The sequence below is a fragment of the Terriglobales bacterium genome (genome assembly GCA_035764005.1).
GTDB lineage: Bacteria > Acidobacteriota > Terriglobia > Terriglobales > Acidobacteriaceae > Gp1-AA112.
Genome location: DASTZZ010000004.1, coordinates 17995 through 36546, shown reverse-complemented (window position 1 = coordinate 36546; position 18552 = coordinate 17995). Strand labels below are relative to the sequence as shown.

Genomic DNA, 18552 nt, shown 5'->3' with positions numbered 1-18552 from the left:
CCGAACGGCGGGACGCATGAAGGTAGCCCACCATGCAGCGAAGCGGAATGGTGGGTTGAGGTGCAAGGAATCGACGGAGTCCGGCTTCCAGCCGGACGATTGAGAATTGGTACAATGCCGCTCGTTTTTGCACATCTCAAATGGCCCACACATTTAGCTGCCTCTATTTCCACGTCGTTTTTTCAACCAAATTTCGCAAACCTCTAATCCCCGATGATGTAAAGCCGCGCTTGTGGAGCTACATGGGCGGCATTGCCCGCGAAAATGGCTTTCGTGCGCTTGCCGTTGGCGGCATGGCAGAACACGCGCATCTGTTGCTGTCGCTGAAACCAGCGATGCCGGTTGCTACGGCTATCAAGATCGTCAAAGCAGGATCGAGCGGCTGGATGAGCGATCTCTTGCGCGCGGATTTCAAATGGCAGGAGGGCTATGCGGCGTTTACCGTCAGCTTGTCGCTCTTGGATTCGGTCAAACACTACATCGCCAATCAAGAGCGGCATCATCGGAAGATGGATTTCGCAACTGAATGGAGGCTGTTGCTGGAAAAACACGGCATCGTGCTTCCGGCGCGGTGACTAGTTGGGTGGGAATTGTCAATCGTCCGGCTGGAAGCCGCACTCCAAATCGTGACGATTGTTGTCCCACCATTCCGCTTCGCTCATGGTGGGCTACTCTCAGTCGTCCCGCACAAAACGCGGGACTCCACGGGTTGAACACGATCGAGTCCACAATGCAACGAAAGGAACCTTTCGGTTCAGAGAGAATGATCGATTTCGGAAAGAGTCCCGCACAACGGCGGGACGCACGAATGTAGCCCACCATGCAGCGAAGCGCAATGGTGGGTTGCGATGAAAGAATGCAGTGGAGTCCGGCCTCTGGCCGGACGATTGAAAATCTCGGCAGCAGCAAACCACGAGCACCGCGGCGGAAACATGAAGCCGTGTTTTCGCACATCTGTAAATCTCAGGCCGAGGCATAACACCAATTCTCAATCGTCCGGCTGAAAGCCGGACTCGACCGCCTCTTTTCACCGCAACCCACCATTGCACTTCGCTGCATGGTGGGCTACATTCATGCGTCCCGCCATTCGGCGGGACTTCTGTCGTGGCTCCGCGACTTCGCGCCCGCTAATTTCTAATCGCCGGTCTCTGAGATGGCGGGGCATGAGCCAACCGCAATTGAAGACCAATCAGATAGGAGCGCCCCGGCATGGGAACTCCTTGGATCTCTTCATATCCGGTGTTCGTCACGTTGCTGATCTGCGCGTACGGCTGCGCCCAATGAAAGTCACGGGTGAGCGCCACCTCGACGAGAGGATACGGATCGGTGTGGTAGCGCTGCGTCATACCCGCACGCAGACGAAAAGCGATCGCGTGCGGCAATGATCCCAGCCAATTGGCGGTCACCTGGTTTACCGGATAGTTGAAGACATACTGAGACTGCAGTCCGCCGAGGCTCTGCTGAGCTCCGTACAACCCGGTGTACGCCAGCGCCAGAGACTGCGAGTTGGCCAGTCGCGCACGAATCACTCCTTCGAAACCTGTGAACGTGATGTCCTCAATGTTGACTGCCTGCCAAATGGATGCCGAATTGGGACGCACGTAATCGATTACATCGTGCTCGCGGCGCTGAAATGCCGTTGCGCTGCCTGCCCAGCGCGAGCCGGAGGTCCATTCCACTCCGCCTTCGATTCCCACCGCGGTTTCGGGACGCAGGCTCGGATTTCCAACGTTCGCTGGATCGTGATAGTACAGGTCCGTGTAGGACGGTAAACGGAAGGCGCGGCTGATCGAGCCCTTCAGTCTCAAATTGGAACTGATAGCAAAGCCGCTGGTCAGCTCAGGAGTGAACTGCGTGAGCGATCCGCTGAAGAATTCTTCGCGCACACCGCCGGAAACCGACCAGCGGCGCAACGCACGTGCATCGAAGTCCACGTAACCTGCGCCGCGAGTGCGCGAATGATTGCCGAGGTTGTTGCTGTCGATCGCATCTTCGAAAACCTCGGTGCCGTAATACAGGCGATTGTTCTCGCTGATTTTGTAGTGGGCGCGAATCGCTCCCTGCCAGCTCTGGGTGATGTGATTGTTCTCGTACACTTCGGGATGATCGCGCAGCAGGATGAACTCATCCGTGTGCCGGCGATACGCAAACACAAGCTGCGTAGAAGATGCGATCTGCTGTGAAGCCGCAAGAAACCATCCTTTCGTGCGCTCCCACGAGTTGAAGTTGCCGTAGAACTGATTGGCCCCGAATGGTCGATCGCTCAGTCCGAGCAGAAGATCGCCATTCCCTAAGGCCGATTTGAATCGCGTTTCCGAAGAGGCAGCGAAGTTGCGGTAGTCGCGATCGGGCATGAAGCCGGAAGAGAAATCTCGCGTGAACGCAAGCTGCTCCGACCAGTTGCTGCCGAGCAGCGCTGCCGATCCATTCTGGGAATTGCTGCCGTAGTTCCCTGCCGCTGCGCCGACGCGCACCTCACTCCGGATTGGCGGAGCCGTGATGAAATTCACGGCGCCTCCAACCGCGTCGGCTCCGTACAGCGTCGAACCGCTGCCGTGCAGCACTTCGATTCTTTCCACCGATTCAAATGGAATTGGAAGATCCAGGTTGTGGTGTCCGGATTGGGCATCGTTCACACGAATGCCGTCCACAAGTACAAGTGTTTGGCCAAACGAACTGCCGCGAATGGAGAGATCCGCCTGTGTTCCCGGCGCACGCTGCTGCAGATCAATGGAAGGATCCAGTCGGAGCGCATCGGCCCAGTTGCGGAAAAGCAGCGGGGATTCGCCTGTGTCGATTACGTCAACAGTGCGATCCGATGCCTGCAGCGGCGCAGGCTCGTACGTGCCGGTTACGATGACTGTTTCCTGCTGCGCCTGTGGCTTTGCTGCTGGGTCAGTGTCTTGCTGTGCAAAGCTTGCGCCTGCACAGAGTATGAGAGCAAACAACGTTCTTCTTGCTTTCACGCTGGTGGACTTTCGTAGGTGATCGGGATTACTCGGACATGTACTCCAAGAACACTGTCATCCCTCTCAGCGCCGCGATGGAGCGTAGGTCTTCAACTACCTCAACCGCGCTGAGGGGGATCTGCTTTTGCCTGGCAAAGAACAACAGATCCCCGCGAGCGCAAAACAAACTTTTTCAAGTCGCTGCAGCATCGCGGCGCTCGCAGGGATGACAGTATCTGAAAAATTCGGCGTGCTGTGTGGACTTCAGACCTCAACGACTTCACAACCTCAACAAAGAGATCGCGTTCTACGCCGCCCCGGTCGCAGCCGGCATCTGCACACGCGCCGCTTCGTTTCCAATCACCTGAGCCGCAAAGCGTTCCATCTCTTCGTACTGCGGGCTGAACTGCAGGAGCAGGAGATCGACTCCAGCGTCCTCGAATTCCGCAACGCGTTCGCGTACCTGCTCCGGAGTCCCTACCAGACCTGAACGCAAGCCTCGATTTGAGACCGAATAGTCTTCGAGCGAGACCCGTTGTTCGAGTTGCGTATTGGCCAGCCACTGCTGGTAGTTGCCGTAGCCGGCGGCGCTCTGCTTTACGTCGGTGATGCGAGCCAGCTCGCGCTGGGCTTCGGCTTCGCTGTCGCGAACGATGGCATAGCCCGCCACTCCGTACTTCATCGGGCCGAGTCCGAACTTCTCGCGGCGCTGCGCGAGATCTCTCACTTTCTCCCGAATGCGGTCCGGCGGATCGCCATGCATTACGTAGGCATCGCACTTCGAGGCGATCAGGTTCTTCGCCGCTTCCGACTCTCCTCCGGCATAGATCGTGGGACGAGGCTTGGCCACAGGTTTCGGCTGCACCACGGTGTCCTGAACGGAATAGTATTTCCCGGAATAGGAAAAATGATCCTGCTTCCAGGCGGAGTCAACGATGTCTAGCCATTCTGATGTACGGGCATAGCGATCGTCGTGCTGCTCAAAGTGCACGCCGAATTTGCGAGCCTCCTCGGCCCACCAGGACGAAACAACGTTCAGTGAAACGCGCCCGTTGCTGATGTGGTCGATGTTCGCGGCCTGCTTGGCCAGCAATGCTGGAAGATGGAACGTCGGGCGGACTGCGACCATCAGCTCCAGTTCCTTCGTTACTGCGGCCAACGCTGCAGCCGTGGACCAGGCATCGAGCGCCGGAGCATCGACACCCTTGATGTCATTGAGATTGAGTTCGGCGATCAGCGTGAGGCCGTAGCCGATCTGCTCACTGCGCCGCGCGAGGCGGCTCACGTAGTCCCATGTGGGCTGCATGCCTTCGTTCTCCACGTTGCGCAGCCATCCGCCGAAAACTGGAAGCCAATATCCGTATCGCATTACGCTGCTGCCTCCTTCTTGAGCGACTCCTGCGCCTCGTGTTCCAGATAATCCACGAGCTTCACAAACGGATCGAAGCCGATCACGCGCGGGCCGTCGGAAACGAAGTTTGAAAGCGCGTTCACGTCGTAGTAGTAGCGCTGGCCATCGCGATCGTCGATCACGTACTCGATGCCGCCAACGTCAATTCCGGCGGCCTGCATGATGCGCTCCACGTCTTCGATCACCTGCTGCGGCGGTGTGTAGCCTTCGACACGCAGTCCGGCTTTGGGCGCTTCCACTGCGCACGTGGCGAGATTTAGTTCCACGCCCGTAGTGGTCTTGCAGATGTCCGCTGGGCAGAGATCGAAAGTTTCGCCGGTGATGTACACGTTAATCGCGTACAGATACTTACCGCCGACTACTTCCACGCGGGTTATATGACCGTCGCGCGCGGGAATGAATTCCTGGATAAGAGCCGTGCTGTCGAGACCAAGGGAGAGCTGCCCGTTTCGCGCGGCCTGTGCCAGAGCCTCGGGAACGTCAAAGCGAACGATTCCCTTACCGCTGCCTCCCACGTTCGGCTTAAGGATTACAGGAAAGCGAAATCCCTCGGCTGCCGCCGGAGCCTCTTCTGCATGATTAATGACTCGGGCACGCGGGAAGGGCAGCGCGAGCGAGTGCAGCAACGAGAGTTGCGAAGCCTTGGAAATCTCATAGCGAAATCCGCGAGAGCCGTTGATGACGCGGGTGCCCAGCCGCTCCAAATGTTCGAGGTAGCTGACCGTATAGTGGATTCCGTGTCCGTGTCCGCGCGTGTACGCCGACGGGCTCATGCGGTTGAAAACCAGCGAGTAGCGGCGATTGCCATTCGGCTGGATGTCGAAATGGTGGTGCGTCGCGTCGACGCGCTCGTACGGCGTCCCTCGGCGGTCCAATTCGGCGAATAGCCGATCAAACCAGTGTGGATGTTCGTAGTAAATGGCGATTGGGCGTTTTAAAGCGGTCATTCCATCCTCAAATGCTAATCGTGCAACCGAGCAAGGCTTCAGGCGGGCAGATCATACAAACCCGTGCATCTCATCCTTACCGGATGGGACGTTCCAGCTCAATCGGACCAGAAAAGATCAAAGCCGCTCATTGTTTAAGCGGCTCTTCCACCTCGTTCAATCTTAATCTCAACCATTGATCAATTGCCGCTAATCTCAGCATGCAAGCACACGGCCGGCGTTACCACTAATTTACTCCGTCGAGCACGGATAGACCGATCTGAGCGAGTTTCATTATGGGACGAAAGAATCGCTGCTAAATCCCTGATCTTTTTGCGGTTGCCGCCGCATGGCACACTAAATCCGTTAGATTCCTTGGCTTACGATGCAAATAGTGCGAATCGCTGTTAAATCCCTGCGCTCAGTCGAAACTCGCGGATTTTGGGCAGAATTCGTGGTATTAGTTCGTCGGAACGGAAAAATCACTGTATATATCGCTGTTTTTTATACAAAGCGAAAGCAAAGAGACGGATTTGGCGGTAAGTAAACACTTGGACTCCCGAAGCTACGGTACGGCTGCGTAGGCGAACCCTTACTGCAACCTCGGCAATCCGAATCGCTCGCGAATAAGACGGTCGCTGCTGCTAGAGGTGCAACGAATTACCGCTATAAAGAAAACTTCTGAGCCCAGTCTTAGCACTTGACGGATTGCCGCATCTCAGGTGGAATGTACAACTTATGACGAAGGCTGATCTGATCGAAGAAGTTGCCCGTATAACCGACGTCACTCGCCGCGACAGCGAAGTGATCGTTGAAACCATCTTCGACAGCATCGTCCATTCCCTGCGCGCGGGCGACAAGATCGAGATTCGGGGATTCGGCAGCTTTCGCACCCGCCAGCGCAACTCGCGCATAGGGCGCAATCCTAAGACTGGCGACCGCGTCGATGTGCCGGCAAAGAAGATTCCTTTCTTCAAGCCCAGCAAGGAGTTAAAAGATTTGGTCAACGCTCCGGCTGGAACAGCCAGCGCCGGATCGGCAGCCGCCCCTTCTGCAGGAACCGGCCCAATTTCCGGATAATCCCGCACAGCACTCTGTGACCTCTCTGTACCCTCCGTGACCTTCGTGTTCGCTCTTGCTTTTAGCTGAGGACGCCAATCACGCCCATCATCCGTCCCGTGTAGCCAGCCTCGGCACGATGTGAGAACAGCAGATCCGTACGGCAGGACGTACACTCCTCCGCCGCCCAGATGTGACCTGCGGGAACACCAGCATCGACAAGCTGACGCCGGTTTGCCTCGACTAAATCCAGATGAATCTGCGGCCCGATATTGCTGTGTCCGGGAGCTCTCGCGGTGAGGAATAAGAGAGGATACTTCTCTTTGATTGGATCGCGATCATAAACCTCGGAAAACAACTCCTTCGAATAAGCAAACTGCGATGTGAATTCGTCGATGACTTCGTCCCCGACCGCATAGCAGCAAGCGTGAATGCACGGCCCAATCGCGGCGTAAAGATTCTCGGGATCGCATCCAAACACCGCTCTCATGCTCCCGACTCCGCGCTCGACAATCCGCTTCACCGTGCCGCGCCAGCCCGCATGAAAAGCTCCAACCGCTCTACGCTGCGCGTCGGCCACCAAAACCGGCACGCAATCGGCCACCTGGATTGCAAGGAGCACGTCACTATGGCTGCTGATGATGCCATCGCCCCTGAGGGCCGATTTGGGAATCGAATCTTTGCTCTTGAGAATGCGGACCAACCCGGAATGAATTTGCCGCAACGTGACGAGCGGAGGAAAGGAGCGCTCGCGACCGGTTACGGCTTGGAGGAAAGCGCGGCGATTACGCTCCACGGACTCACGCTTATCTGATGCCGTAAAGCCAAGATTAAGCTGAGCGCCACCGTAGGCGTCGGAAACACCGCCAAGGCGTGTGCTGAACCCGTGACAAATGCCCTCAAGAGCACTCAGATTGGCAGCTCGGAGAATTTCTAGCTGGCTGGCAGCAATATTACGCTTCGTGCGGGCGGAGGAAGGCACCCGCTAGTCTAATTGTTGACCGATTTTTCTGAGAAGTGTGAATCGAAGTCCGTGAGAGGATTCTGTATTGCTTCCTCTCTCTTGGTGCAAGAGGGAATCGCGTGAAGAGATCCACATCCCCAAAGACACTCAAAGATCTTCGAATTGATCCAGATAAGATCAGGCAGGCAAGGCGGCTGCTATGGGCTAAAACGGTTTGTGAGACTATCGACCGCGCTCTCGATTTTGCAATTCGCGAACTGGAACGAAATCGCGCAGCAAACAAGGCTCACGCTCGATTCTTACAATCTGGAATTCAGATCAGGGATGTTTTCGGCACGCTAGAGGATTGAACACAAATCTGCCGCCTTGCCGCCGTCATAATAGCCGGGTACGATTGGCGCTCGACTCTCCACGATGACACTGAACTCATCTCTACTTAAAAGCACTGTAGTATCCGCACTCGGCGGTCTGCTCTTCGGATTCGATACCGCTGTCATTTCCGGCACGACGCGCGGACTTACTGAGCAATATCACCTCTCCCCGGACTCACTTGGCGTAACTGTCGCCGCGGCGCTCGTTGGCACTTTGATCGGCGCTGCGCTTGCGGCCTTTCCCGGCGATCGCTACGGACGTCGCGACAGCCTCCGTGTAATGGCCGTGCTCTATTTCATCTCGGCGCTGGGCTGCGCCTTTGCGTGGAACTGGTCCTCGCTGGTCGCCTTCCGATTCATCGGCGGGTTGGGAATTGGCGGATCCTCGGTCCTCGGCCCGATGTACATCGCGGAGATCTCGCCTGCCGCTTGGCGCGGACGTCTGGTAGGGTTCTTTCAGTTCAATATCGTTCTGGGAATCCTGCTGGCTTATCTTTCAAATTATCTGATCGGATTGGCGAGCTTTGGATCGACGGAATGGCGATGGGAGCTCGGCGTCTCTGCCATTCCTGCATTCCTCTTTTTCGTGATGTTGTTCGGCATCCCTCGTAGTCCTAGGTGGCTGGCTGATGTCGGACGCGTCGATGAAGCCAGAAAATCGTTGCAAACCATCGGCGAAGAAAATTACGAGCACCGGCTGCGTGAGATCGTCGATTCCATTGCCGAAGCAAAACAACTGGGCAAAGAAGCGCTGTTTCGGCGGCGATACGCGCTGCCGATTTTCTTGGCGATTTCGATTGCAGCCTTCAATCAGCTCTCCGGCATCAACGCGATTCTTTATTACCTGAACGACATCTTTGCGCGCGCGGGTTTCGGGAAAGTGTCCGGTGATCTTCAGGCGGTCGCCATCGGCGCAACCAATCTCGTATTCACCGTAATTGCGATGTCCGTAATCGACAAAGTCGGCCGCAAGAAATTGCTGCTGATTGGAGCCGTGGGCACGGCTCTCTGCCTGGCGGGCGTCTCGGCGATCTTCGCAGCTCATAAGCACGAAAACCTGCTGGTTTGGCTGCTCATCGGCTACATTGCCTTCTTTGCAGCCTCGCAAGGGGCGGTGATCTGGGTCTATCTCGGAGAAGTTTTTCCCAATCTGGTACGCGCCAAAGGACAGAGCCTGGGCAGCTTCACCCATTGGGTGATGAACGCGCTCATCTCCGGCATCTTCCCCCACATGGCTGCGCATTCCGGAGCATATCCGTTCATGTTCTTCTGCTTCATGATGATCGTGCAGTTCTTCGTGGTGCTGTTGATCTATCCGGAGACGAAAGGCATCACGCTGGAAGACATGCAGAAGCGAATGGAAAGTTCGAAGGGAATCGCACATCCTTGAGCTGTAAACGTAGCCAACGTGGAGCCGGGCGCCCTCGCCCGGGTGTTTGGTAGTTGGCCCGACTCGTCGATCCAACTAGACATTCTCTACACGCCAGGAGACACCCGGGCGGGGGCGCCCGGCTCCACGTTCGGAGAATGGCTATGTTTCAGCCGGGAGACCAGAGTCCACCAAAGCCGCGTGTTATATTTTTTCTTCTGCCATGTACGACGATTTCACAGCTATCGATCGCTGGTCAGGCGAGCCGATTCATTGCATGTATCAGGCGGTAATCGTTGCCATTGCCACCCGCCACGCCGACGCGATCGACATCAAGTTCCTCGCTGGCGGCCGCTCGGTGTGGATTTCCCTCCCGCATCTCGCCTGGGTCAAGTACAAAGAGCAAACCGGCAAAGCGATTACCGATCCACTCGCGATCCAGATCGCCGGCCACTATCTCAAGAACGCGATTGAAACCGGCTACGACAATGGGCGGGAAATGTACACGCTCTCTCTGGACGAAACCCTAGACCATCTGAATGCCGTTCTGTCTGAGTTCAAAAACACTCGCCTGATCCCGATGATGCCGCGGGTGGAAGCGTGACGAAGCTACTAGCCGGGAGCTACTAGCTGCTAGCTTGTTTCTTCACATCCCGGCTGTGGTGTCTTCTCAACTACTAGGAAATGAGCGAACCCGTTTCCCGCACCACACAAAGCTAGCGGCTAGGAGCTAGCAGCTAGTAGCTTAGAACCCATGAAGCTCGTCTTCTGCGGCACGCCGCAATTTGCGGTTCCCACTCTGGAAGCTTTGATCGAGAACCACCAGATCGCTCTGGTGGTTACTCAGCCTGATCGGCCGCAAGGACGAGGACTCGAGCTCGCGCCTTCTCCGGTGAAGCAAACAGCTGAAAAGCACGGACTCCCAATGGGGCAGCCCGACAAAATCAAGAACAACGCTGACTTTCGCGCATTGCTGGAGAGCATTGCAGCCGATGCAATTATTGTCGTGGGCTATGGGCGAATTATTCCACCTTGGATGTTGGCGCTGCCCAAATACGGAAACATCAATCTGCACGGATCGCTGTTGCCGAAATATCGCGGCGCAGCGCCGATTCAGTGGGCCATCGCGAATGGCGAACGCGTAAGCGGCGCGACGACCATGCTGTTGAACGAGGGTCTTGATACCGGCGACATCCTCCTACAGCGCGAACTTCCGATCGAGCCTGAGGATACGGCAATTACCTACGGACGGCGCCTCGCTGAGATCGGCGCTGACTTGATGAGAGAAACACTACTCGGCCTCGAGAAACGCACGCTTACTCCACGCCCGCAAGATCACAGCCAGGCGTCTCTGGCTCCGATTTTGAAGAAAGAAGATGGAAAAGCAGACTTCACGGTTTCCGCCGAGGTGATTTACAACCGGCTGCGCGGCTTCCAGCCTTGGCCAGGATGCTTCACCAGCCTTCGCGGCAAGAAGCTCACGATTGCTGCGGCAAAACCAATTCGGGAATTGCAAAATCTTTCTCCCGGCGAAATGTTAGCCGAAGGCGATCGAATGCTGATCGGTTGCCGCGAGAGTGCGCTTGAGCTGCTCGAAGTACAGCCGGAAGGAAAGCGCAAGATGTCGGTCGGCGATTTTGTCCGCGGTTATCGACCGCAGGAAAGAGAAAAGCTCGGATCGTGATGCGCAAATCCTTGCGCTATCTGCCGATCCGTAGGCGAATCTGAGTGTCTGCGGTCACACGAGCGCCTGGAGCGGGACTCTGACTCACGATCTTTCCTGAGTTGGGAACTCTCACTGGAGCCGTCGGCATGCTTACAGCCGGGACTTCGTCTGCGGTGGCCGGAACTGCAGGAATCACTGAGACCTGCGCCGGCGCCAATCCGGCGTTCGCGATCTTCTGTTTGGCGAGGGATAAATCCCGTCCGACGAAGTCGGGCATTACGAACGAGGGTTTTGCCGGCGGTTCGGCGATTAGCACGTTCACTTTCGGCTCTGCGACTTCCGTGGCATCCGGTGGAGGTGATTGCGCGATAATTTCGCCGGGTGGAGCTGTCGTGGACGCAACGGGCGAGATCGTTCCCAGTTCAAGACCGCGTTGATGCAGGTTCAACGTTGCCGCCAGCTCAGTTTGGCCTTTCAGATCGGGAATCGTTACGCGCTGCGGTCCGAGGCTCTCGGCCACGCGAATTCGCCATCCTCGCCGCACTCGACTTCCCGGTGCGGGAAATTGCGAGATCACTTCCCCTTCGCCCACAGACGGGCTGTAAAACCTGTCTTCGACTGAAACGATGAGCCCACTGCTATTGGCGGCTGCCTCTGCTCGCACCATCGACATATTCCGCAGATCGGGGACGCGCACTTCCCTGCCGTGAATCGCAAGCCGCATAGCTGCTAGGGCGGAGAACAGCGCAATCAGCAAGAGCAGCAGCGATTGCGTGAGTAGCTTTAAGAAACGCAGCATCTCAGCTTATTGACCAATAGCTAAGGAATATCAAGCAGCTCTTCATCTGGCCAGAGTGGGAACAGCCTTGGTTATTGCCGTCTGAGCTTTCATCACAACCGGTACATGCAATGATTTGCCAGGAAAGCTCTCCTGTGGACGTTCTCCAATCGGAGTTCGCATGAACTCTTCCCAGATTGGAAGAGCCGCGAGCGAGCCGGTTTCGCCTTCTCCGAGAGATTTCTTTTCATCAAAGCCTACCCATACTCCGCATGTAATCGACGGGGAGAAGCCGATGAACCAGGCGTCGGTATAGTCATTGGTGGTGCCGGTCTTGCCCCCGAGCGGGTGTTTCAACCTTGCGCCGGCAGCAGCTGCCGTTCCATGCCGCATCACGGTTTGCAGCATGCTGGTCATGGTGCGAGCCGTATCCACGCTGATCACGTCTTTTACCTCTGGATAGTTCTCCTCTAGCGTGTGGCCCTCGTAATCGACGACCTTGCGAATGAAGCGCGGCATTGCGCGGACGCCGTCGTTGGGAAATGTGGTGTAAGCCGAAACCTGCTCTTCCAGTGTGACTTCCGCCGCTCCAAGGGCAACAGGCAGGTACGGTTCTATTCTGGAACTGATACCAAAGCGGCGAACATACGAGATCACCTCGGGCATTCCGACCTGCGCTGCGAGTTTCACTGCAGGAATATTGCGCGATTCTGCCAGTGCATGACGCAGCGTGATTTCGCCTTCGAATCTGTTGTCGTAGTTGTGAGGAGACCACGGTCCGGAAGCAGCCGAGAAGCTGGCGGGCGCGTCAAGAATCGTGTCATCGGGCTTGGCCCCGCGGTCGATCGCTGCCGTGTAGACGTACGGCTTAAACGAAGACCCAACCTGACGTAAAGCCTGGGTTGCACGATCAAACTTCGACTCGTCAAAATCCCTGCCGCCAACCAGCGCTTTTACATCGCCGGTCGAATTGTCGATGGCAATCAGCGCGCCCTCGATTCCCGATTCCTCTTCGAGCGCGAGCCGCAATGGAGGCGATCCCAATTCGGGCTTTGCCGGCGGAGTTTCGAGCGCGCGCACATAGACGATGTCGCCGGGCTTGAAAAGTCTGGCGGGATCTTTGGTTTTCGTCCACGCAAGGTCCTGTGCCGTCAATCGACCGAGATAATGGCCGAGCTTCACCAAAAAGAATCCAGGAGCTTTTGCAACCACCACTCCATGGACATAGCTACCGGCCTCTATCGGCTGGTCCCAATCTGGGTTTGTATAGTTCGAGACTGTTTGTCCCAAATCGAAAACGCTGCCATGCCCAGTCTTCCAGCCGTGGCGATGTTCGTATGCGGCGAGTCCGTCCAGCACGGCGCGATTTGCGGCCTTCTGATAATCGAGGTCGAGCGATGTGTACACGCGCAATCCGCCCTCGTGCACCTCTTCTGTACCGTATTTTGCTTCGAGATACCGCCGGACTTCTTCGACAAAATTCGGCGCGATCGTACCCGGAGCATTCTGGATGTGCAGACGAACGGGAGCAGCCTTTGCTTTCGCAGCCTCGGCGGCGGTGATCTTGCCATCTTCCAGCAGCGAGTTAATTACGATGTTCCGCCGGTGGAGCGCACGCTCCGGATTGCGCAGCGGAGAATAGATGTTCGGCCCTTTGGGAATGCCGGCGAGCAGCGCCGCTTCGTCCAGCGTCAGATCTTTCGCATGCTTCCCGAAATAGAACTCCGCGCCGGCCTCGAATCCATACACGCCATGTCCCAGGAATATCTGGTTGGCGTACATGGTAAAGATCTGCTGCTTTGTGAAGCGGCGCTCGATTTGGACCGCCAACATGGCTTCTTGAATCTTGCGGCCGAGGTTCTTGTCGGCGGAGAGAAAAAGATTGCGCGAGAGCTGCATAGTGAGCGTCGACGCTCCCTGCACGCGCCCGCCGGAGCGGAAGTCGCGGTAGGCTGCGCCGAGCACTCGCCAGAGGTCCACGCCCCAGTGGCGCTCGAAGTCTTTGTCTTCGATCGAAATCACGGCCTCGCGCAGAACTTTGGGAATGTCGTTATACGTGACGATCACGCGCCGCTGCAGCGCAAATGAGCCAATCTCGCGGCCCTTGTCGTCGTAGAGTACCGTTGTGGCACTCGGATGATAACGCTCGAGTTGATCGATTTGAGGAAGATCGGTGGTGTAGACGAGAAACAATCCAGCAAAAGTCCCCACCATCGCCGCAATCACGGCCATGAACAGGAATCCGACCCCGCCAGACTTAACCACCGTTGTAAGGGCAGATTCCCGGCTGGTCGCGAGATTGATTTCAATCTTCATCCGCTACGCTGATTCAAAGTTGCTGAGCTGTTCTGCTTATTATCGCCGGATAGCGAGGAAACGCAGTACAAAAATGGGCCAGAAAAGAAATGCGCCGGAAGGTCTCCGGCGCACGATGGTTGTAGAACTCGAATGTTTTGCTTAGCTGCGCGTCTTCAGCAACTCGACGGCTTTGCGAAGCTGATCATCATCCTTAGGCTGCTTCGGCTTCTCCTGTGCCGCTGGCGTAACGTCTTCATCGTCGATCGAAAGATCGTCGAGGCTGCTCGCAACCAGAACGTTTGGAGTGATGCCCGCATGCTGCGGATCCGGATCCTCGATCACCTTCCCGCTCGGCGTGTAGTACTTGGCGACAGAGAGGATCAGTGCTGAGCCATCTGGAATGTCGATCACCTTCTGCACCGAACCGCTGCCGAAGGTCTTGTCCCCGACTACATCGCCGCGGTTGTTATCAAGAATTGCGCCGGCAACGATCTCTCCCGGACCCGCGGTCCCGCGGTTCACGAGAACCACAAGCGGCAGGTTCGTAACTGCCTTCTGTGGATCAGCGGTGAAGGTCTGCTTGGGATATTTTTGTCCTTGCAGATAAGTGATCACGCCGTGATTGAGGAACAGATTCGCAACCGCCACGGCCTCGTTCACATCACCGTCGGAAACATTGCGCAGATCGAGGATGAGCTTCTTCGCGCCCTTCTTCTGCTCGTCGCGAATCTTCGCCGCGATCTCCTGCGCCTTGCCCTTGGTTAGCGTTACTGGCGTGATATCCGCAATTCCGTCTTCCACCGTTTTGTCGGTCGTAACCGGAATCACGACGTTGTCGCGCGTGACCGTAATCTTCTGCGGCTCAGCCTTACCCGGACGCACAATAGCGAAGTTGATGTTCGATCCCTGCTTGCCCGAAACCTCTTCCTCGATGGTCGCTAGGGACATCTCGTGCGTGCTCTTGCCTTCGATAGCCTCGATGATGTCTCCTGGCTGCACCCCTGCCTTGTCCGCCGGGCCACCGGGAATTACCGAAACAACGTCCGCATAGCCGAAACGCTTCGAAATAGTCGCGCCGATGTTCGCGCGTCCTTCATTCTGGTGCGTCTTATAGAACTTGTACTCGTCAGCATTCAGATAACTGGAATCCGCGTCGAGCGACTCGAGCAGTCCATGCAGAGCACCGCTGGTGACAGCGGAAAAGTTTGGCTCTTCCACGTACTCAGTACGAATCCGGGAAAGCACTTCGCTGTAAACGCCCAGCTGGCGGTAAGCTCCGTCGTTGCTGGAGGCATGAACACCAAGTCCACCGAGCACGACGACGAGAACAATGAAAAACGACAGGGAAAGAACACCAATCTTGAGCTGCTTCGACATTTAACCTTCTTGCAAACCGAACTTCAGCGGCTCGCACTGTTCATTATAGCTTTGGATGCTCCCGGATTTGAGCAGGTCTCTTCTGCTTTTTTGCTACGGGAGCTAGCAGCAGCAGCTGAGCAAGGCTCAGAAGGCGCAACCGTAGAGCGTTCGCAAGTGCCTGATTACAAGTAGGTTACCCAGGCACAAGGTTCGCAACTTTAACAGCGTCCTATTCTGTCCACCTGGTCCACGCAGTCCGCCCCGTCCACCCCGTCCACCTTCACGCTCTTCCCCCGCCAGCTTGCGATTCCCGCCAACAGCCCCAAACCGCCCCGCATCTTTCCCTAGGAACACAATCAGGACAATTATGAAAGAGACCAGACCTTCACAATGGAAGTTCGGCGGACTCACGCCGCTTAGCCTGGGTAAGCAGGTTGGAAAGAGCGTCTCAGAAGACGACCTCTCAGGACAATCAGCAGAGCTGGCCTACTACTTCTTTCTCGCCCTCTTTCCGCTGCTGATCTTCCTTATCTCCGTCCTCGGCTATTTCGCCGCGGCAGGCACGCAAATTCGTACCGATCTTATGGCAAATCTCGCCCGCGCGGTGCCATCCTCGGCCAGCGAATTGGTTCAGAAAACGTTGAATGAAGTAATCAAAGCTCGGGGAAGCGGAAAAGTAATCATTGGCGCGCTGGCTGCGCTCTGGTCGGCATCGAGCGGCATGAGCGCGGTCATTGACACCCTCAACCGCGCTTATCACGTAAAAGAAACACGTTCGTACGTCCGTCAGAAGTTGACGTCGATCGGGCTGACCATCGCTTCTTCGGCTCTGGTTATCTTCGCCATCGTGCTCGTGACGTATGGCGGCAAGCTGGCAGACGTGGTTGCCGCTCACGTAGGAATCGGCGTCGCGCTGGTGTATCTCTGGAAAATCGTGCAATGGCCGGTCTTGCTCGGAGCCATGCTGCTGGCCTTCGCCCTTGTGTACTATTTTGGGCCGAACCTGGAAGAGCCACACTGGACATGGATCTCGCCAGGTGCGGGCGCAGGTTTGGTCATCTGGTTGGCAGCGTCATTCGCGGTGCGCGTGTACCTGCACTTCTTCAACTCCTACAGCAACACCTACGGCTCTCTAGCGGGAGTCGCGATTCTGATGCTCTGGCTCTATGTCTCCGGATTCGCTCTCCTCCTGGGCGGAGAGGTGAACTCGGCAATCGCGCACGCCGAGATTGAAAAAGCCAAGCAGGAGGAACGAGACAAACAGCGAGCCCAGGAATTTCAGAAAGACTTGCAGGCTGCGTAAAACAAATAGCCTGCAATTACCAGGCTCGTTCCGCGCGAAGTTGCTCGAAAGCTGCTATTTCGGCGTCGTGTTTGAGGGTGAGGCCGATTTCGTCGAGTCCTTCGAGCAGGCAAGTGCGCCGGAAATCGTCGATATCGAACTTGGCTGAGAACCCCTGGTCATCCTTTACGATTTTGTCGACTAGCGAGACATGGAGTTTGTATCCCGGCGTGCGCTTTGCGCGCTGCAGCAGGTCGTCGACCTGAGCCTCCGACAACTTGACGAGCAGAATGCCGTTGTTACCGGCGTTGGTATGGAAGATATCCGCAAACGTAGGCGCGATCACCACCCGAAAACCGTAGTCGAGCAGAGCCCATGCAGCATGCTCGCGTGAAGAACCGCAACCGAAGTTCTTCTCCGCAACCAGAATCGACGCGCCTGAATACTCGGGCTTGTTCAGGAGAAAGTCGGGCTGAGGTTTGCCTTCAGGCGTGTAGCGCCAGTCGTAAAAGAGAAACTCGCCGTAGCCTGTCCGCTCGATCCGTTTCAGGAATTGCTTAGGGATGATTTGATCGGTATCGACGTTGCTGCGGTCGAGTGGAGCTACGACTCCGGTGTGTTCCCGAAATGGTTTCATGCCGACTGCGCCTCCTTGAACTGCCACTTGCGGACGTCAGTAAAGTGTCCGGTGATCGCCGCTGCCGCAGCCATCTGTGGACTGACGAGATGGGTGCGGCCTCCGCGTCCCTGGCGTCCTTCGAAGTTTCGATTGCTGGTGGAAGCACAGCGTTCGCCCGGCTTGAGGATGTCCGGATTCATGCCAAGGCACATCGAGCAGCCGGACTCTCGCCAGTCGAAGCCGGCAGCGCGGAAGATGCGGTCGAGCCCTTCCGCTTCGGCGGCGCGCTTTACCTGTTGCGACCCCGGAACGACCATGGCTTGCACGCGGGGATGCACACGATATCCGCGCGCATATTCGGCTGCAATGCGGAGGTCTTCGATACGAGCGTTCGTGCATGAGCCGATAAAAACGCGATCGACCGCAATGTCCTGCATTGCTGTGCCCGGCTTCAGATCCATGTATTCGAGTGCCCGAGCTGTCGCCGCACGATCAGCTTCCGATTGCGCGGCGTTCGGGTCGGGAACGCGTCCTGTGATGGGAGCGACCATTCCCGGATTGGTCCCCCACGTCACGTAAGGCTCCAGTGTCGCGGCGTCGATAGTGACCGTTCGATCAAACGGCGCGCCCTCATCTGTGCGCAACGTTTGCCAATGCTCGACGGCCCTGTCGAAGTTCTTTGGAGCGAATCGGCGTCCACGCACGTAGTTGAAAGTGGTCTCGTCGGGAGCGATCATGCCGGCGCGCGCACCAGCCTCAATGCTCATGTTGCAGATCGTCATGCGGCCTTCCATCGAGAGCGCGCGGATCGCGGAGCCACGGTATTCGATCACGTACCCAGTCGCGCCGTCCGAGCCGATGCGTCCGATGATGCCGAGAACGATGTCTTTCGCAGTCGCACCCAGCGGCAACTCGCCGTCAACAACGATCTGCATCGTCTTTGGCTTCTTCTGCCAAAGACACTGCGTAGCCATGACGTGCTCGACTTCAGAGGTCCCAATTCCGAAAGCCAGCGCCCCGAATGCGCCGTGAGTGCTGGTATGGCTATCGCCGCAGACGATCGTCATGCCCGGCTGCGTGAGTCCCAATTCCGGGCCGATCACGTGAACAATCCCCTGCTCTGCCGCGTCGATATCGAAGAAACGAACGCCGAAATCGCGGCAATTGCGCCGCAGCGTTTCGATCTGCTGCGCAGCGATCGGATCGGCGATGACAGCTCGGTTCGCTGTCGTGGGAACGTTGTGATCGACTGTGGCCACTGTCAGTTCCGGGCGGCGCAAACGGAGTCCATTCAATCGCAGTCCTTCAAAAGCCTGCGGCGAGGTGACTTCGTGCACGAGATGCAGGTCAATGTAGAGCAGAGCGCGTCCGTCATCGTTCTGCCGAACGACGTGCCGCTCCCAAAGTTTTTCAAATAAAGTTTTGGGCATTGTTGTCGACTAGTGAATAACCACCGTTGCGTTTCTCTGGACACTGTCATCCCTCAGGCCGCAGCGAAGCTC

15 protein-coding genes are annotated in these 18552 nt (G+C 56.8%); 6 read left to right on the top strand and 9 right to left on the bottom strand.

Going from position 1 to position 18552, the window contains the following annotated elements; genetic code table 11:
* The first annotated feature begins 140 nt into the window (after nt 1-140).
* Complete coding sequence (gene tnpA / locus VFU50_00600) at nt 141-575, top strand: IS200/IS605 family transposase (GenBank protein ID HEU5231327.1); 435 nt, start codon at nt 141-143, stop codon at nt 573-575.
* Nucleotides 576-1127: 552 nt separating this feature from the next.
* Here tnpA and VFU50_00595 read toward each other — a convergent pair.
* The 3 genes from VFU50_00595 to VFU50_00585 form a co-directional block, all read right to left on the bottom strand.
* A complete protein-coding gene (locus VFU50_00595; protein HEU5231326.1) occupies nt 1128-2966 on the bottom strand; it encodes a TonB-dependent receptor in 1839 nt (612 codons plus the stop codon).
* 289 nt (nt 2967-3255) lie between these two features.
* Nucleotides 3256-4317, bottom strand: coding sequence for an LLM class flavin-dependent oxidoreductase (locus VFU50_00590; protein ID HEU5231325.1), 1062 nt, complete (start codon nt 4315-4317; stop codon nt 3256-3258).
* Nucleotides 4317-5306 carry a hypothetical protein gene (locus tag VFU50_00585; GenBank protein ID HEU5231324.1) on the bottom strand — a complete coding sequence of 330 codons (990 nt, stop codon included), beginning with the start codon at nt 5304-5306 and terminating at the stop codon, nt 4317-4319. Before VFU50_00585 ends, VFU50_00590 begins: the two co-directional genes overlap by 1 nt.
* 717 nt (nt 5307-6023) lie before the next feature.
* Between VFU50_00585 and VFU50_00580 the strand changes: the two genes are divergently transcribed.
* Nucleotides 6024-6365 carry an HU family DNA-binding protein gene (locus VFU50_00580; protein HEU5231323.1) on the top strand — a complete coding sequence of 114 codons (342 nt, stop codon included), beginning with the start codon at nt 6024-6026 and terminating at the stop codon, nt 6363-6365.
* 61 nt (nt 6366-6426) lie between these two features.
* Here VFU50_00580 and pgeF read toward each other — a convergent pair whose 3' ends face one another.
* Nucleotides 6427-7326, bottom strand: a complete 900-nt coding sequence (gene pgeF / locus VFU50_00575) for a peptidoglycan editing factor PgeF (protein ID HEU5231322.1) — start codon at nt 7324-7326, stop codon at nt 6427-6429.
* Nucleotides 7327-7722: 396 nt separating this feature from the next.
* Here pgeF and VFU50_00570 point away from each other — a divergent pair, with 396 nt between their 5' ends.
* From VFU50_00570 to fmt, 3 genes are all read left to right on the top strand, one after another.
* Complete coding sequence (locus VFU50_00570) at nt 7723-9069, top strand: sugar porter family MFS transporter (protein HEU5231321.1); 1347 nt, start codon at nt 7723-7725, stop codon at nt 9067-9069.
* A gap of 202 nt (nt 9070-9271) precedes the next feature.
* A complete protein-coding gene (locus tag VFU50_00565) occupies nt 9272-9652 on the top strand; it encodes a hypothetical protein (GenBank protein ID HEU5231320.1) in 381 nt (126 codons plus the stop codon).
* 150 nt (nt 9653-9802) lie between these two features.
* On the top strand, nt 9803-10732 hold the full coding sequence (gene fmt / locus VFU50_00560) for a methionyl-tRNA formyltransferase (protein HEU5231319.1): 930 nt from the start codon (nt 9803-9805) through the stop codon (nt 10730-10732).
* A gap of 16 nt (nt 10733-10748) precedes the next feature.
* Here fmt and VFU50_00555 read toward each other — a convergent pair whose 3' ends face one another.
* The 3 genes from VFU50_00555 to VFU50_00545 form a co-directional block, all read right to left on the bottom strand.
* Entirely contained in the window at nt 10749-11513 is a 765-nt protein-coding gene (locus VFU50_00555; protein HEU5231318.1) for a PASTA domain-containing protein, read from the bottom strand.
* A gap of 42 nt (nt 11514-11555) precedes the next feature.
* The gene (locus VFU50_00550; GenBank protein HEU5231317.1) at nt 11556-13808 is read right to left on the bottom strand and encodes a PBP1A family penicillin-binding protein; all 2253 of its coding nucleotides are present in this window, start codon (nt 13806-13808) and stop codon (nt 11556-11558) included.
* Nucleotides 13809-13949: 141 nt separating this feature from the next.
* The gene (locus tag VFU50_00545) at nt 13950-15167 is read right to left on the bottom strand and encodes a S41 family peptidase (GenBank protein ID HEU5231316.1); all 1218 of its coding nucleotides are present in this window, start codon (nt 15165-15167) and stop codon (nt 13950-13952) included.
* A gap of 349 nt (nt 15168-15516) precedes the next feature.
* Between VFU50_00545 and VFU50_00540 the strand changes: the two genes are divergently transcribed.
* Nucleotides 15517-16452 carry a YihY/virulence factor BrkB family protein gene (locus VFU50_00540; protein HEU5231315.1) on the top strand — a complete coding sequence of 312 codons (936 nt, stop codon included), beginning with the start codon at nt 15517-15519 and terminating at the stop codon, nt 16450-16452.
* Between the two features lie 16 nt (nt 16453-16468).
* On the opposite strand, the gene leuD is transcribed toward VFU50_00540, so the two are convergent.
* Both leuD and leuC read right to left on the bottom strand, forming a co-directional pair.
* Nucleotides 16469-17068 carry a 3-isopropylmalate dehydratase small subunit gene (gene leuD / locus VFU50_00535; GenBank protein ID HEU5231314.1) on the bottom strand — a complete coding sequence of 200 codons (600 nt, stop codon included), beginning with the start codon at nt 17066-17068 and terminating at the stop codon, nt 16469-16471.
* Nucleotides 17065-18480, bottom strand: coding sequence for a 3-isopropylmalate dehydratase large subunit (leuC, locus tag VFU50_00530; protein HEU5231313.1), 1416 nt, complete (start codon nt 18478-18480; stop codon nt 17065-17067). Before leuC ends, leuD begins: the two co-directional genes overlap by 4 nt.
* Nucleotides 18481-18552 lie beyond the last annotated feature (72 nt).

Excerpts from the sequence above, each read along its gene's own strand:
- fmt (HEU5231319.1), top strand. The coding sequence starts at position 9,803 with ATGAAGCTCGTCTTCTGCGGCACGCCGCAATTTGCGGTTCCCACTCTG.
- VFU50_00550 (HEU5231317.1), bottom strand. The coding sequence starts at position 13,808 with ATGAAGATTGAAATCAATCTCGCGACCAGCCGGGAATCTGCCCTTACA.
- VFU50_00555 (HEU5231318.1), bottom strand. The coding sequence starts at position 11,513 with ATGCTGCGTTTCTTAAAGCTACTCACGCAATCGCTGCTGCTCTTGCTG.
- VFU50_00565 (HEU5231320.1), top strand. The coding sequence starts at position 9,272 with ATGTACGACGATTTCACAGCTATCGATCGCTGGTCAGGCGAGCCGATT.
- VFU50_00590 (HEU5231325.1), bottom strand. The coding sequence starts at position 4,317 with ATGCGATACGGATATTGGCTTCCAGTTTTCGGCGGATGGCTGCGCAAC.
- leuD (HEU5231314.1), bottom strand. The coding sequence starts at position 17,068 with ATGAAACCATTTCGGGAACACACCGGAGTCGTAGCTCCACTCGACCGC.
- VFU50_00570 (HEU5231321.1), top strand. The coding sequence starts at position 7,723 with ATGACACTGAACTCATCTCTACTTAAAAGCACTGTAGTATCCGCACTC.
- VFU50_00580 (HEU5231323.1), top strand. The coding sequence starts at position 6,024 with ATGACGAAGGCTGATCTGATCGAAGAAGTTGCCCGTATAACCGACGTC.
- tnpA (HEU5231327.1), top strand. The coding sequence starts at position 141 with ATGGCCCACACATTTAGCTGCCTCTATTTCCACGTCGTTTTTTCAACC.
- leuC (HEU5231313.1), bottom strand. The coding sequence starts at position 18,480 with ATGCCCAAAACTTTATTTGAAAAACTTTGGGAGCGGCACGTCGTTCGG.
- VFU50_00540 (HEU5231315.1), top strand. The coding sequence starts at position 15,517 with ATGAAAGAGACCAGACCTTCACAATGGAAGTTCGGCGGACTCACGCCG.
- VFU50_00585 (HEU5231324.1), bottom strand. The coding sequence starts at position 5,306 with ATGACCGCTTTAAAACGCCCAATCGCCATTTACTACGAACATCCACAC.
- VFU50_00545 (HEU5231316.1), bottom strand. The coding sequence starts at position 15,167 with ATGTCGAAGCAGCTCAAGATTGGTGTTCTTTCCCTGTCGTTTTTCATT.